The following is a 12716-nucleotide window of genomic DNA, read 5'->3' as shown; positions in this document are numbered from 1 at the left end:
CACCGGTCGCCGGGCACGGATCGTGTGCGGCGACGGGCGTGCCGGGCGCACACCGCACCGGGACGCGGGCAGCGACCGGCTCAAGCCGTGCTCGGCTCGGGGCGTGTTCAGCTCGGGCCGTGCTCGGCTCGGGCCGTGCTCAGCGCAGGAAGGCCGCCGGTACGCCCGCGTCCACGGGCACGAGCAGCCCGGTGGTGCGTGACAGATCGCCGCCGGTGAGGGCGAAGACCGCGGCGGCCACATGCTCCGGCAGCACCTCCCGCTTCAACAGCGTGCGCTGTGCGTAGAACTCGCCGAGCTTCTCCTCCGGCACGCCGTAGACCGCGGCACGCTGTGCGCCCCAGCCACCGGCGAAGATTCCCGAGCCGCGCACGACCCCGTCCGGGTTGACCCCGTTGACGCGTATGCCGTCCCCGCCCAACTCCGCCGCCAGCAGCCGCACTTGGTGGGCCTGGTCGGCCTTGGTCGCGGAGTAGGCGATGTTCTCGGGGCCGGCGAAGACGGCGTTCTTCGAGGCGACGTAGACGAGATCGCCGCCCAGGCCCTGGGCGCGCATCACCCGCGCCGCCTCCCGCGCGACGAGGAAGGAGCCGCGGGCCATCACGTCGTGCTGGAGGTCCCAGTCGGCCGCCGTGGTCTCCAGCAGGGGTTTGGACAGCGACAGTCCGGCGTTGTTGACGACGAGATCGACGCCGCCGAAGGCCCGGCACGCCTCGGCGAACGCCGCCTCGATCTGTTCCTCGCGCGTGACGTCCACGGTGACGGCGACCGCCTTGTCCGGCCCGCCCAGTTCCGCGGCCACCGCCGCCGCGTCCCGCGCGTTGCGGTCGGCGACGACGACGCAGGCGCCCTCCGCACTCAGCCGCCGGGCGACGGCCCGCCCGATGCCGGAGGCGGCGCCCGTCACCAGGGCGATCCGGGCCGCCAGCGGCCGGGGCCGCGGCATGCGCCGCAGCTTGGCCTCCTCCAGCGCCCAGTACTCGATGCGGAACTTCTCCGCCTCGTCGATCGGCGCATAGGAGGATACGGCCTCCGCGCCACGCATCACGTTGACGGCGTTCAGATAGAACTCCCCGGCCACGCGCGCCGTCTGCTTGTCCCTGCCGAAGGAGAACATGCCCACGCCGGGCACCAGCACGATCGCCGGGTCGGCGCCGCGCATCGGCGGCGAGTCGGCGTCGGCGTGCCGGTCGTAGTAGGCGGCGTACTCGGCCCGGTAGGCGGCGTGCAGCTCCGTCAGCCGGGCCACGGCCCGGTCGAGCGGGGCGGTCGGCGGCAGGTCCAGCACCAGCGGCCGGATCTTGGTGCGCAGGAAGTGGTCCGGGCAGGAGGTGCCGAGCGCGGCCAGCCGGGGGTGCTCGGCGCGGGCGAGGAAGTCCAGCAGGGGCGCGGCGTCCGTGAAGTGGCCGACCCGCGGGGCGTCGGTGGCGGCCAGGCCGCGCACGACGGGCGCCAACGCGGCGGCGCGGGAGCGGCGTTCGGCCTCGGGCAGCGGCGCGTAGCCGTCCAGCGGCGGGCCGAAGGGCTCGGCGGTGCCGCGCTCGGCGAGGAACCTCTCCGCGGTGCGGATCATCCACAGCGAGTTGCGCTCGCACTCCTGCGAGGTCGCGCCCCAGGCGGTGATGCCGTGCCCACCGAGCACGACGCCGACGGCCTCCGGGTGGGCCCGCCGGATCGCGGCGATGTCCAGGCCGAGTTGGAAGCCGGGGCGGCGCCAGGGCACCCAGACGACGGCGTCGCCGAAGCACTCCCGGGTGAGCTGTTCGCCGTCGGCGGCGCAGGCCAGCGCGATGCCCGAGTCGGGGTGCAGATGGTCGACGTGCGGCGCGTCCAGCAGACCGTGCATGGCGGTGTCGATGGAGGGCGCGGCGCCGCCCCTGCCGTACAGGCAGTGGTCGAGGGCGGCGACCATCTCGTCCTCGCGTTCGGGTCCGGGGTAGACGCCGGTCAGGGCACGCAGCCGGTCGAGCCGCAGCACGGCGAGCCCCTCCTCGGTGAGCGTGCCGAGGTCGCCGCCGGAGCCCTTGACCCACATCAGCTCGACGGGCCGGCCCGTGACGGGGTCGTCGGCGCTGCCCTTGGCGGAGGCGTTGCCGCCCGCGTAGTTGGTGTTGCGCGGGTCGGCTCCCAGGGTGTGCGAGCGGGCGAGGAGGTCCGCGACGGGGGGCTGGGTGCCGGGCCGGGAAGGGGAGGGCTGCATGGCTTCCTGTCCTTTGCTCGGTGGCCGGTGGCCGACGGGGCGGCCACCCGCGCGGCGGCCTTCCACGGCGGGCCCGCACCGGGCACGGCGACGGGCCCCGTGTGCGGGCGGCGGCGTGCGGGCGCGGCACCGGCGCGGCGGCCCGGCCGCCGGTCCCGGGAGCCGTCGCACGGACGCCGCCGGGGCTGATCCGTCCTGCGAGGCGCGAACCGCCGTACGGTTCCCGTCGGTTGAAACGAATCAAACCCTGGCCGCGGGGCCCGCGCGCGTCAAGGGCGGCCGCCGAGCCGGGGCCGTGACCGCCCGGCTGAAACCTTTCACACGGCGCCGCCGGCCCCTTCGGGGCGGACCGCCGGGCCGGACGGCGCGTGCCCCGTGGTGCGTCTGGGCCGGACGGCGGAAATGCCGCCCGGCCGGTGAGCCGGGCACGCCGAGGGGGAACCCCGTGCCGTCCGGTGCGCGCGCCGCGCACGCACCGTCTCGGAAGGGAGAAGCGATGACCGCGACCACCACGGGGCCGACGGGGACGGAGGTCCCCCCGAACCGGATCACCGCGCCGGGCATCGTGCTGGGGGTGGGGCTCGGCGGCTTCGTCGACGGGATCCTGCTGCACCAGCTGCTCCAGTGGCACCACATGCTCAGCAGCACCAACACCGACCGCATCGGCGTCAAGTACTACTCGCCGCACAGCGTCTCCGGCCTGGAGATGAACACCGTGTGGGACGGGATCTTCCACGCCGTGTGCTGGCTCGCCGTCCTGCTGGGCCTGGCGCTGCTGTACTCACGGGTCACGCACGGCCGCCGCCGGGTGTGGACCTCGCGGGTGCTGTGGGGCTGGATCGTGGCCGGCTGGGGCCTGTTCAACCTCGTCGAGGGGCTGCTCGACCACCAGATCCTCGGTATCCACCATGTGCACGACGGCCCGTACCAGGTGTGGTGGGACACCGGCTTCCTCGTGGTGGGCGTCCTGCTGATGGCGGTCGGGTACCTGCTCCAGCGCGGCGGCCGGACCCGCGCCCTGGACATGCCCGTGCCCGGCAGCGGTGCGTGGTCGTGACCGGCGCCGGAGGCCACCACCACGGAACGCACCCGGACCCGGGCGGCTCGGGGGCCGCGGGGTTCGCGGCGGCCGTGCTGCCGGCCCTGCCGCTGCTGTTCCTGGCCGCCGGGTATCTGCTGCTCGTGCACCGGTGCCGCCGCAAGGACCCCGGGCGGCCGCCGCACACCGCCCGCACGGTGAGCTTCCTGGCCGGCTGCGCGCTCGCGGCCCTCGCGCTGCTGCCGCCGCTCGGCCCGGCGGCGCACGGCGACTTCCGCGCGCACATGGCCCAGCACATGCTGATCGGGATGTACGCCCCGCTCGGTCTGGTGCTGGGGGCGCCGGTCACGCTGCTGCTGCGGGCCGTACCGAGCCACCGGGCCCGTCGGCTGACGCGTCTGCTGCGCTCCCGCCCCGTCCGGCTGCTCGCACACCCGGTGACGGCGCTGGCACTGAGCACGGGCACGCTGGCGCTGCTGTACTTCACTCCGCTGTACGGCGTCCTCACGGCGCAGCCCTGGGGGCATCCGGCGCTGCACGCGCACTTCCTGCTGGCCGGCTGGCTGTTCGCCTGGGTCGTCGCGGGGCCCGACCCGGCGCCGTCGCGGCCCTCCGTCCCGGCCCGCCTGGTGCTGCTGGGCGTCGCGGTCGCGGCGCACGCGACGGTCTCCCAGATGCTGTACGGCGGTTTCCTCATCGGGGTGCACGTGCCCGTCGACGAGGTGCGGGACGCGGCGCAGCTCATGTACTACGGCGGCGACATCGCCGAACTCCTGCTCGCCGCGGCCTTGGTGGCCACCTGGCGGCCGGTCAGGAAGGCACCCGCCGGGGCGGTGCCCGCCCGGCGGGCGGCGCCGCGCGAGCGGCCGGCGCCGGCCGGCTGAGCGGCGCCGTCACGCCCCGCGTTCGTTCAGATAGGTCCGGTGGCACGTCTCGCAGATCATGCGCCGCGACTCCTGGCCCGACCAGACCTGCCCGGAGCTGGTGGAGCGCCGCACCGGCTCCGGGTCCGGGCGCAGGTGCCGGGAGCAGACCCCGGCACCGCAGTCCCGGCACACGGCGAGCGCCGTCGTCTCCTTGCCTTCCTGGTGGCAGTCGTAGCAGTGCATGCTCCGCCTCTCTCCTGGACGGCCGGTGCCCGTCCCGGACTGCGCGGCGTTCCGGCTGGTCGGCGGCCCGGGCCGCGGGATGGTGCGGCCCGGACACGCCCCGGGTACCCCGCGAGAGGGCCGGCCGCACCTCCCGGCTCTCCTGCCGGTGGCCGGGACGCCCGGAGGCCGGGAAGCGGGAAGCCGGGAAGCGGGGTGCCCGGGAAGCGGGGAGGCCGGGCAGCCGGGCCGGGCGCTATCCGCGGCGCCGTGCCCGGCGGGGCGGGGCGGCGGCAGCGGTGGCGGGCGCGAGCCGGTCGTCCGGGTTGACGATGGAGCAGCGCGTCATCGACAGACAGCCGCAGCCGATGCACTCGACGAACTGGCTGCGCAGCTGCTGGAGCGTCGCGATCCGCTCGTCGATGGCCTCCCGCCACAGCCCGGTGATCCGCTGCCACTCGGCGCGGTCGGGCGCCCGGTCCTGCGGCAGCCCGGCCATGGCCTCGCCGATGTCGGCCAGCGGAATGCCGACGCCGGCCGCCATCCGGATCAGCGCGACCCGGCGCAGCATGTGCCGCGGATAGCGGCGCTGGTTGCCCGCGGTGCGGTGCGGGGTGAGCAGTCCCAGGGACTCGTAGTGGTGGAGGGCGGCGACCGTGGCGCCGGAGCGGCGTGCCACCTCACCGACGGTGAGCATCGACTGCGGGTGCGGCATGCGCGCGACGATACGCGGTTGACCTCATGTGCGCCTGAGGTTCTAGCGTCACGGCATGACCAAGGGTTCCGACCTGCACACCTCTCCCCCGCCCGATTCCCCGCGCCCGCACGGGAGTTGGGGCGAGCTGCTGGGCGCACGCCACCGCAAGGCCGCCGTCGTCCTCGCCGGCGGTGTGGGCCTGTACGCGACGAACGTGTTCTTGATGACGAGTCTGCTGCCCGGCGCGGTGGCCGACATCGGCGGCGACCGGTTCTACGCGTGGGTGACGACCGTCTTCCTGCTGGCCTCGGTGATCTCCTCGTCGCTGGTGAGCACCCTGCTGCCGCGGCTCGGCGCCCGGGGCGCCTACTTCGCGGCCCTCGGCTCCTTCGCCGTGGGCACGGCGGTGTGCGCGCTGGCGCCCGCCATGCCGGTCCTGCTGGCCGGGCGGTTCGTCCAGGGGCTGGGCGGCGGGCTGCTGTCCGGGCTCGGGTACGCGCTGATCCGCTCGCTGCTGCCGGAGCGGCTGTGGCCGCTGGGCACGGCGCTGGTCTCCGGGATGTGGGGGCTGGGCACCTTTCTGGGCCCGGCCGTGGGCGGCGCGTTCGCACAGTTCGACCTGTGGCGCGGGGCGCTGTGGGCGCTGCTCGCCGCGACGGCGCTGGTCGGCGCGGTGGTTCCGCTCGCCGTCCCGGCGGCCCGGGCCGCGGGCGCGGACGGGGCAGGGGCCGGGGTGCCGCCCGCGGCCGCGCCGCTGACCGTCGGCCTGCTGCTCGCCGGGGTGCTGCTCGTCGCGCTGGGGAACGTCCTCGGCTCCGGCGGGGCGCCGGCCGTGCTGCTGCCGGCGGCCGCGGTGGTGCTGGTCCTCGCCCTCGCCCACGACCGGCGGCGCGGCGGGCGCGTCCTGCCGCGCTCCGCCTTCCGGCTGCGATCGCCGCTCCCCTGGTGCTACGCGGGCATCGCCCTGCTGGCCGTCGCCTCCCAGATCGAGGCGTTCGTCCCGCTGTTCGGCCAGCGGCTGGCCGGACTGGCGCCGCTGCTCGCGGGGTTCGCCGGCGCGGCGATCGCGCTGGGCTGGACGCTGGGCGAGATCCCCAGCGCCGTCCTGGCCCGCCCGGCCGTCCGCAGCGTCGTCGCCTCGGCCGCTCCGCTGCTGGTGACGGCCGGTTTCCTGGCGGCGGGGCTGTGGGCGGGGCACGGCATGGGCGGCGGCGCGGTGCTCGGCTGGGTGTGCGCGCTGCTGGTGGGCGGCGCGGGTATCGGCATCGCCTGGCCGCATCTGGCGACGCGGGTGATGGGCGGCGGTGCCTCGGAGGAGGAGGGCGAGACCGCCGCCGCGGCGATCAACACCGTGCAACTGGTCGCGAACGCCGTCGGCTCGGCGGTGGCCGGTGTGCTCGTCCGCCTCGGCGGTCCGGACACGGCCGGTCAGGCGCGGCTGTCGCTGTGCGGGATCGGGCTGGCCGGGGTGCTCGGGGCCTGGTGCGTGTGGCGCGGTACGGCGGCGTGGCGGCGCACGGCGGACGCGGTGCCGGGCGGGACGGCGGCGGGCCCGCCGGCGCCCGCGCCGTGACGGCGGGGCGGGGACACGGCCGCGCCCCGGGCCACGCGGAGGACGCACCGGCCCGGAGGTCAGTACCCGGCGTCGGGCCGGACCGTGAGCGGCGGCAGCTCTCCGGCCGTCAGGCACGTCCAGGCGGTGCGGAAGTCGGCGACGATGTCCGCCTCGGTGGTGGGCCCCGACGAGTGCGAGGTGATCACCGTCCGGGGCAGGTCCCAGACGGCGGACTCGGGCGGTGCCGGCTCCTCGGGCAGGACGTCGAGCACGGCGCCGCGCAGCGTGCCGGAGGCGAGGGCGGCGGCGAGCGCGTCGGTGTCGACGGTCGCGCCCCGGCCGACGTTGATCAGTGCCGCTCCCCCGGCGGCCGCGAACAGCTCGGCGCCGAGGAGCCGTTCGGTGGCGGGTGTGAGCGGCAGCGCGTTGACCAACCAGCGTGCGCCCGCGAGGACTCGGGCCGTCTCCCCGGCCTCGCCCGCGGGCCGGGCGGCCTCGCGCAGCACGGCGTCGAGCGTGACGACCCCGTCAAACCCGCCGCACCCGTCGGACCCGCCGGACCCGCCGGACCCGCCGCGGCCGTCACCGCCGTCGGCCGGGCGCGGGGTGCGTGCCACCCCGACGGTGCGGACGCCGACGGCCCGCAGGGCACGGCCGATCGCCGTTCCGATGCCGCCGGTCCCGAAGACGACGGCACGCTCGCCCGCGGCGAGGCGGGCGGGCCGCCGCTGCCAGACCCGGGCCTCGTGCTGGTGCAGGAAGCCGACGACGTCCTGGCAGTCGGCCAGCACCCACCCGAGCACGTACTGGCCGATGCGCTCGCCCATCCGCCCGACCGTGCGGGTCAGCAGCGTTCCGGCCGGCCAGCCGGCGGGCCCGCACGCGCGCAGCAGCCCGTCCACGCCCGCGTTGGTGCTGTGCATCCACAGCAGTCGGCGCGGCCCGGCGTCCGCGGGCAGCGCGGGCCCGACGTGCACCCGCGGGCCCGTGCCCGCGCCCGGCGGGCGGCCGGCGATCCGGGCCACCTCGACGCGGACCTGCGCCGGCAGGTCCGCGTCGACCGTGACGGAGGCGTCCCGCAGCAGGGCGCCGATCCGCCGCGGGTCCGGCACCGCCGTCATTCCGCGCCGCCCTCCCGCGTTCCGGGCAGCAGGGTCAGCACCGGCCGGAAGCGCTGGAACCCGCTGCGCACCAGGCCGGGCCAGGCGTGCGCCCGCTCCCAGTCCGCGTTGTCCCGCGGCGGTGCCCCGACCGCCGCCCGGTGGGCCTGCTCGTCGGTCCACTCCGCGTAGTTGAGCACGTGTCCGCCGTCCGGCGAGATGTGGAAGTGCGCGCCGATCAGGCCGGGCGCGAGCGGGGCCCCGGCGCCGCTCGCGAAGAGGGTGTCCACCAGGGCGCGGGCGCCGTCGGCGTCCGCCGGGGCCAACTCCCGGGTGACGAGGACGACGCAGCCGACCCTGCTCGCGTCGCGCGGGCCCGGCGGGGTGCTGCTGCGGTGGCGCCGGGCGCCGATCACGCCGAGCCGTTCGATGCCGGGTACGAGCGCGTCCACCGCGGTGGAGCGTTCCGCCGCCTGCTCGCGGCTCAACGCGGCGCCGGGCGCCCGGAGTTCGGTGACCTGCGAGCAGTGCAGCAGGGTCGTGCCCTCGGTGTCGACGAGGACGCTGTAGCTCAGCAGCCGCTCGGAGGGCCACGGGCGTGCGGCCCAGACGGTGCGTACGGCCTCGGCCGCCGCGTGCGCGTGCTCCCCGGAGGACAGCCGCCACAGCCCGAACAGGGCGCCGTCGCAGCGGGGGTCGGCCGGGTCCGGCAGGGACACCCCGTCGGTGTTCATGTGCTGCTCCTTCCTCCGGGAAGCGCGGGCGCCCGGTGTCAGTCGACGACGCGCCAGTTGCCGATCTCCCGGTGCGCGGAGTCGGTGATGGTACTGCCGTCTCCCGGCTCCAGGGCGAAGTGGTGCAGATTTCCGCCCCAGTACCGCAGAGCGCGGCCGATCTCCCGGGCCGCCTGGCCCTCCTCCGTCATGTCCGTCATATCGATGTCGAGCCGGAACCTCATCCGTTGCTCCCTGCTGGATGGAAAGTCGGAACGGTACGGCGCACCGCGGGCCTGCCGGCCGGCCCTGCGGGCGCCTTCCCTTCCATCGTTTCATTGAACTGCTTGTGGGGACCTGCGAGGCGGCGCGGGCCGAAATCCGGGGCCCGGCACCGCTGGAAGTCCCCAATCGGCCTCCGGTCGCGGGTCAGCCGGTGGCGAGGCCGGCGTCGCGCAGCATCGTCCACACCCGGTAGGGGCTCAGCGGGGTGCGCTCCAGCCGGCGGGCGATCTCGGGCACGGCGTCGGCGACGGCGTTGGCCACCACCACCGGGGCGGGCAGCATGCCTCCCTCGCCCAGGCCCTTGAATCCGCCGGGGGCCACGGTTCCGGGGGTGCTGGTGTGGCTGAGGTGCAGCGCCGTCGGGACGGTGGCGGGGGCGGGCAGTTCGTAGTCGCGCAGCGAGGTGGTCAGCGGCAGCCCGGTCGACGGGTCCAGGGCGGCCTCCTCGGTCAGCGCGATACCGAGGCCCTGTGCGACGGCACCGGCGATCTGCCCCTCGGCGATCATCGGGTTGACGAGGGGGCCGCTGTCCGAGAAGGCCCAGTAGCCCTCGACGGTGATCTGGCCGGTGTCCAGGTCGACGGCGACGGCCGCGGCGTGCGCCGCGTAGGCGTAGGTGAGCCCCGGCGGGTCGAAGTCGACGGTCTCCTCCAGCACGATGCGGTCCGGGTCGGGCCTGCCCCAGCCCAGCCAGCCGCGGTGGGCGACCTGGGCCCAGGTCGCCGTGCGGGAGGTCTTGGCGGCCCGGAAGACCGGCTCGTCCTCCCCCTCCACGTCCAGCCGGACGTCCTCGGCCGAGGTCTCCAGCAGGCTCGCCGCCAGCGCGTGCATCCGCTCCCGCATGCGGGCGCCGGCCCGCATCAGGGCGCCGCCCGCGACGACGACGGAGCGGCTGGCCTGGGAGGAGAACTCCGAGCGCGGGGTGGTGTCGGTGTCGCCCAGGCGGACGGCGACGAGCCCGAGCGGGACGCCGAGGCGGTCGGCGACGATCTGGGCGAGCGCCGTCTCGATGCCCTGGCCCATGGCGACGACGCCGGCGAAGACCGTGACCGTGCCGTCCTCGTTGACCCGGATCCGCCCGCTCTCCCAGCCGCCGGCCTCCATTCCGGCCGCCTCCAGCAGCGAGGTGGGCCCGTACCCGGTGGCCTCGATGCTCGGAACGGCCGCCGCACCGCGCCGGATCCGGCCCTCGCGCACCCGCGGGGCGTCCGCGACGGCCTGTTCGGCGCTGTGCAGGGCACGGGGGTAGTCGCCGGTGTCGTAGGTGGAGAAGGTCCGGGTGGTGTACGGGAGTTCCTCGGGCCCTATGAGGTTCCGGCGCCGCAACTCGGCCGCCGGCAGGCCCAGTTCGCGGGCGGCCTCGGCGACGAGCCGCTCCCGTATCCAGCACGCCTCCTGCATCCCGTAGCCGCGGTAGGCGCCGGTGGGCACGGCGTTGGTCCACACGGCGCGGACGCTCGCACCGGCCCGGCCGAAGCGGTACGGGCCCTCGATCGCCTGCGCCGCGACCTGGAAGGGCCCGGTGCCGGCCTGGGAGACGAACGCGCCGACGTCCCCGGTGATGTGCGCGTCCAGCGCCACGAAGCGGCCGTCGGCGTCCAGGCCGAGGCGCGCGGTGGCGCTCATGCCCCGGCCCTGGTAGCTCGCCGTCAGCGCCTCGGCGCGGTCCTCGGTCCAGGCGACGCGGCGCCCCAGCAGCCGGGCGGCGAGGCAGACGAGGGTCTCGTCCGCGTGCAGCACCGTCTTGCCGCCGAAGGCGCCGCCCAGGTCGGGCACGGCCACCCGGACCTGGTCGACGCGCAGCCGCAGGGCGCGGGCCAGTCCGTAGCGGAACGGGTGGGGCACCTGGGTGCCGGCCCACACCGTCAGCTGTTCGGTGCCGGGGGTCCACTCGGCGAGGAGCGCGCGGGTCTCCAGCGAGGTGTAGGCGACGCGCTGGACGCCCAGTTCCCGGGTGACGACGTGTGCGGCACCGGCGAGGGCACGCTCGACCTCGTCCTCCGAGTCGCCGAAGCGGGCGCTGCCGGCGGTGTTGCCGCCGTACTCGGGGTGGACGAGGGGCGCGCCGTCGGCGAGCGCGGCGTCGGTCCCGACGACGGCGGGCAGCGGCTCGTAGCCCGTCTCGACGAGTTCGGCCACGTCCTCGGCCTCGGCGCGGCCGGCGGCGACGACGAGCCCGACGGGCTGTCCCGCGTACCGCACGGTGCGCGGGGCGAGTTCGATGGTGTCCTGCCGCTGTCCCCGGATGCGCCAGACGGTGGGCAGGGGCCGGGTGTGCCGGGCGATCTCGTCGGGGCCGAGGACGAGCACGGCCCGGCCGTCGGCGCGTGCGGCGCCGGCGTCGAAGCGGGTGAGCCTGCCGTGTGCGACGGGGCTGCGCAGGACGACGGCGTGCAGCGCGGTGCCGTCGTCGATGTCGTCGGTGAACCGCCCCTGGCCGCGCAGCAGCCGGTCGTCGTGCAGCCGGGGCACGGAGCGGCCGATGGGTCCGCCGGTGGGCTGCTGCGGGGCGTCGGGCCGTGCGGTGGTGTCGTCCGGCCCGGGGCCGGCCGGTGCGGCGGTCATCCGGCGGCCTCCGCTCCTCCGCCGCGGGGCGCCTGCCGTGGGCCCCCGGGGGCGCGGTGCCGGGCGGCGACGGCGGCGCGGATCCCGGCGTAGCCGGTGCAGCGGCAGCGGTGCCCGGCCAGGACCTGGCCCGCGGTCTCCTCCTCGTCGAGCCCTTCGCGTTCGGCCGCGGTGAGGCTCATCAGGACGCCCGGGGTGCAGAAGCCGCACTGGAGTCCGTGCGTCTCCTTCAACGTGCGTTGCAGCGCGTTGAGTCGGCCGTCGTCCGCGAGCCCCTCGACCGTCTCCACGGTGCGGCCCTGTGCCTGGACGGCGAGCAGCAGGCAGGAGCGGACGGGTTCGCCGTCGAGCAGGACGGTGCAGGCGCCGCACACGCCCTCCTCGCAGCCCACATGGGTCCCGGTGAGCCGGAGGGTGTGCCGCAGGAAGTCGCTGAGCAGGGTGCGGTCCTCGGCCGGGGCCGAGCGTGCGGCGCCGTTGACGGTGAGGGTGACTGTCCGGCGGGCTGCCGTGGTCATGCGCGCTCCTTCGGGTCGGTGCCGGGGTGCGGGGCGGCGGCGAGGGCGCGGCGCAGCGCCGTGCGCAGCAGCGCGGTGCGGTAGGCGGCATCGCCGTGCGGGTCGGCCGGCGGGGCGGCGGCGGACGCGGCGGCGTCCAGCGCGCGGGCCACCGCCTCCTCGGTCAACGGGCCGCCGGTGAGGGCGCGTTCGGCCCCGCGCAGACGCAGCGGGCGGTCGGCGGCGCCGGCCGCGGCGATCCGTGCGGCGGTGACGGTGCCGTCCGCTTCCCGGCGCGTCCCCGCGCAGACACCGACGAGCGGCAGGCCGCCGTGCGCGTGCCGGGGTATCTCCACGAACCGGTGGGTGAAACCGTCCCGGAGCGGCAGGGTGATCTCCGTCAGCAGTTCACCGGGCCGGCGTGCGGTGCGGCCGGGCCGGAAGAACTCCTCGGCGTCCAGCTCGCGTTCGCCACCGGCGCCGGCCAGGCGCAGCCGCGCGCCGAGCGCGACCGCGAGTGCGGGCAGTTCGGCGGCGGGGTCGGCGTGGCACAGGGATCCGCCGAGCGTGGCCCGGGTGCGTATCTGGGGGTGTGCGACGAGCCGCACGGTCTGCCGCAGCACGGGCAGCGCCGCGCCGAGCGTCTCGTGCCGCTCCAGTGTCCGCAGCCGGGCGAGCGCGCCGATGCGCACGGCGCCGTCCGCCACGCGCACGGTGTCCAGGCCCGCCACCCGGCCCAGGTCGACGACGACATCGGGGCGCACGCGGCGCCGGTTGAGCAGCGGCACCAGGCTCTGCCCTCCGGCGAGCGGCGCCGCCCGGGCCCCGTGCCGCGCCAGCGCCCGCACGGTCTCCTCGACCGTGGCGGGCGCCATGTACTCGAAGACGGGAGGCTTCACGACCGACCCCTTCCGCAGGCTCACGCACAGCCTCCGCGGGGAGGGTCCGCCGGGCAAGACCGCCGCCCGGCCCTGCGG

The 12716-nt window shown here is 76.5% G+C and carries 12 protein-coding genes; 3 read left to right on the top strand and 9 right to left on the bottom strand.

Annotated elements, in window-relative coordinates; translation table 11 throughout:
- Window positions 1-139: 139 nt before the first annotated feature.
- On the bottom strand, window positions 140-2200 hold the full coding sequence (locus SCA03_RS01365; RefSeq protein WP_086815441.1) for a bifunctional aldolase/short-chain dehydrogenase: 2061 nt from the start codon (window positions 2198-2200) through the stop codon (window positions 140-142).
- Window positions 2201-2696: 496 nt separating this feature from the next.
- Here SCA03_RS01365 and SCA03_RS01360 point away from each other — a divergent pair, with 496 nt between their 5' ends.
- Together SCA03_RS01360 and SCA03_RS01355 are read left to right on the top strand one after the other, a co-directional pair.
- A complete protein-coding gene (locus tag SCA03_RS01360) occupies window positions 2697-3257 on the top strand; it encodes a DUF2243 domain-containing protein (protein ID WP_086815442.1) in 561 nt (186 codons plus the stop codon).
- Complete coding sequence (locus tag SCA03_RS01355; protein ID WP_371863882.1) at window positions 3254-4123, top strand: cytochrome c oxidase assembly protein; 870 nt, start codon at window positions 3254-3256, stop codon at window positions 4121-4123. The genes SCA03_RS01360 and SCA03_RS01355 overlap by 4 nt, the downstream gene beginning before the upstream one ends.
- Window positions 4124-4132: 9 nt before the next feature.
- Here the strand turns inward: SCA03_RS01355 and SCA03_RS01350 are convergent, their stop codons facing one another.
- Both SCA03_RS01350 and soxR read right to left on the bottom strand, forming a co-directional pair.
- Entirely contained in the window at window positions 4133-4348 is a 216-nt protein-coding gene (locus tag SCA03_RS01350; protein ID WP_030878126.1) for a DUF2180 family protein, read from the bottom strand.
- 235 nt (window positions 4349-4583) lie between these two features.
- Window positions 4584-5042 carry a redox-sensitive transcriptional activator SoxR gene (gene soxR, locus SCA03_RS01345; protein ID WP_030878123.1) on the bottom strand — a complete coding sequence of 153 codons (459 nt, stop codon included), beginning with the start codon at window positions 5040-5042 and terminating at the stop codon, window positions 4584-4586.
- A gap of 55 nt (window positions 5043-5097) precedes the next feature.
- Here soxR and SCA03_RS01340 point away from each other — a divergent pair, with 55 nt between their 5' ends.
- Window positions 5098-6597, top strand: a complete 1500-nt coding sequence (locus SCA03_RS01340) for an MFS transporter (RefSeq protein WP_051846378.1) — start codon at window positions 5098-5100, stop codon at window positions 6595-6597.
- A gap of 59 nt (window positions 6598-6656) precedes the next feature.
- Here the strand turns inward: SCA03_RS01340 and SCA03_RS01335 are convergent, their stop codons facing one another.
- The 6 genes from SCA03_RS01335 to SCA03_RS01310 all read right to left on the bottom strand — a co-directional run bounded on the left by SCA03_RS01335 (window position 6657) and on the right by SCA03_RS01310 (window position 12638).
- Window positions 6657-7700, bottom strand: a complete 1044-nt coding sequence (locus SCA03_RS01335) for an NAD(P)-dependent oxidoreductase (protein WP_086815443.1) — start codon at window positions 7698-7700, stop codon at window positions 6657-6659.
- On the bottom strand, window positions 7697-8413 hold the full coding sequence (locus SCA03_RS01330; RefSeq protein ID WP_086815444.1) for an antibiotic biosynthesis monooxygenase family protein: 717 nt from the start codon (window positions 8411-8413) through the stop codon (window positions 7697-7699). The genes SCA03_RS01335 and SCA03_RS01330 overlap by 4 nt, the downstream gene beginning before the upstream one ends.
- Before the next feature lie 38 nt (window positions 8414-8451).
- Window positions 8452-8637 (bottom strand): hypothetical protein, encoded by a 186-nt coding sequence (locus SCA03_RS01325; RefSeq protein ID WP_030878111.1) that lies wholly within the window; start codon window positions 8635-8637, stop codon window positions 8452-8454.
- 184 nt (window positions 8638-8821) lie between these two features.
- Complete coding sequence (locus SCA03_RS01320; RefSeq protein ID WP_086815445.1) at window positions 8822-11242, bottom strand: xanthine dehydrogenase family protein molybdopterin-binding subunit; 2421 nt, start codon at window positions 11240-11242, stop codon at window positions 8822-8824.
- Window positions 11239-11760 carry a (2Fe-2S)-binding protein gene (locus SCA03_RS01315; RefSeq protein WP_051846381.1) on the bottom strand — a complete coding sequence of 174 codons (522 nt, stop codon included), beginning with the start codon at window positions 11758-11760 and terminating at the stop codon, window positions 11239-11241. Before SCA03_RS01315 ends, SCA03_RS01320 begins: the two co-directional genes overlap by 4 nt.
- Window positions 11757-12638: an FAD binding domain-containing protein gene (locus SCA03_RS01310; RefSeq protein ID WP_063764675.1), complete on the bottom strand. Its 882-nt coding sequence runs from the start codon at window positions 12636-12638 to the stop codon at window positions 11757-11759. Before SCA03_RS01310 ends, SCA03_RS01315 begins: the two co-directional genes overlap by 4 nt.
- Window positions 12639-12716: the final 78 nt, after the last annotated feature.

It is taken from the genome of Streptomyces cacaoi, assembly GCF_006539165.1.
Classification (GTDB): Bacteria; Actinomycetota; Actinomycetes; order Streptomycetales; family Streptomycetaceae; genus Streptomyces; species Streptomyces cacaoi.
Note: the sequence above shows the minus strand (reverse complement) of the source record. Positions and strands in the feature narration are given on the sequence as shown.

Coding starts and splice junctions, on each gene's coding strand:
- SCA03_RS01325 (WP_030878111.1), bottom strand. CDS start 8,637: ATGAGGTTCCGGCTCGACATCGATATGACGGACATGACGGAGGAGGGC.
- SCA03_RS01350 (WP_030878126.1), bottom strand. CDS start 4,348: ATGCACTGCTACGACTGCCACCAGGAAGGCAAGGAGACGACGGCGCTC.
- SCA03_RS01320 (WP_086815445.1), bottom strand. CDS start 11,242: ATGACCGCCGCACCGGCCGGCCCCGGGCCGGACGACACCACCGCACGG.
- SCA03_RS01330 (WP_086815444.1), bottom strand. CDS start 8,413: ATGAACACCGACGGGGTGTCCCTGCCGGACCCGGCCGACCCCCGCTGC.
- SCA03_RS01335 (WP_086815443.1), bottom strand. CDS start 7,700: ATGACGGCGGTGCCGGACCCGCGGCGGATCGGCGCCCTGCTGCGGGAC.
- soxR (WP_030878123.1), bottom strand. CDS start 5,042: ATGCCGCACCCGCAGTCGATGCTCACCGTCGGTGAGGTGGCACGCCGC.
- SCA03_RS01365 (WP_086815441.1), bottom strand. CDS start 2,200: ATGCAGCCCTCCCCTTCCCGGCCCGGCACCCAGCCCCCCGTCGCGGAC.
- SCA03_RS01315 (WP_051846381.1), bottom strand. CDS start 11,760: ATGACCACGGCAGCCCGCCGGACAGTCACCCTCACCGTCAACGGCGCC.
- SCA03_RS01340 (WP_051846378.1), top strand. CDS start 5,098: ATGACCAAGGGTTCCGACCTGCACACCTCTCCCCCGCCCGATTCCCCG.
- SCA03_RS01360 (WP_086815442.1), top strand. CDS start 2,697: ATGACCGCGACCACCACGGGGCCGACGGGGACGGAGGTCCCCCCGAAC.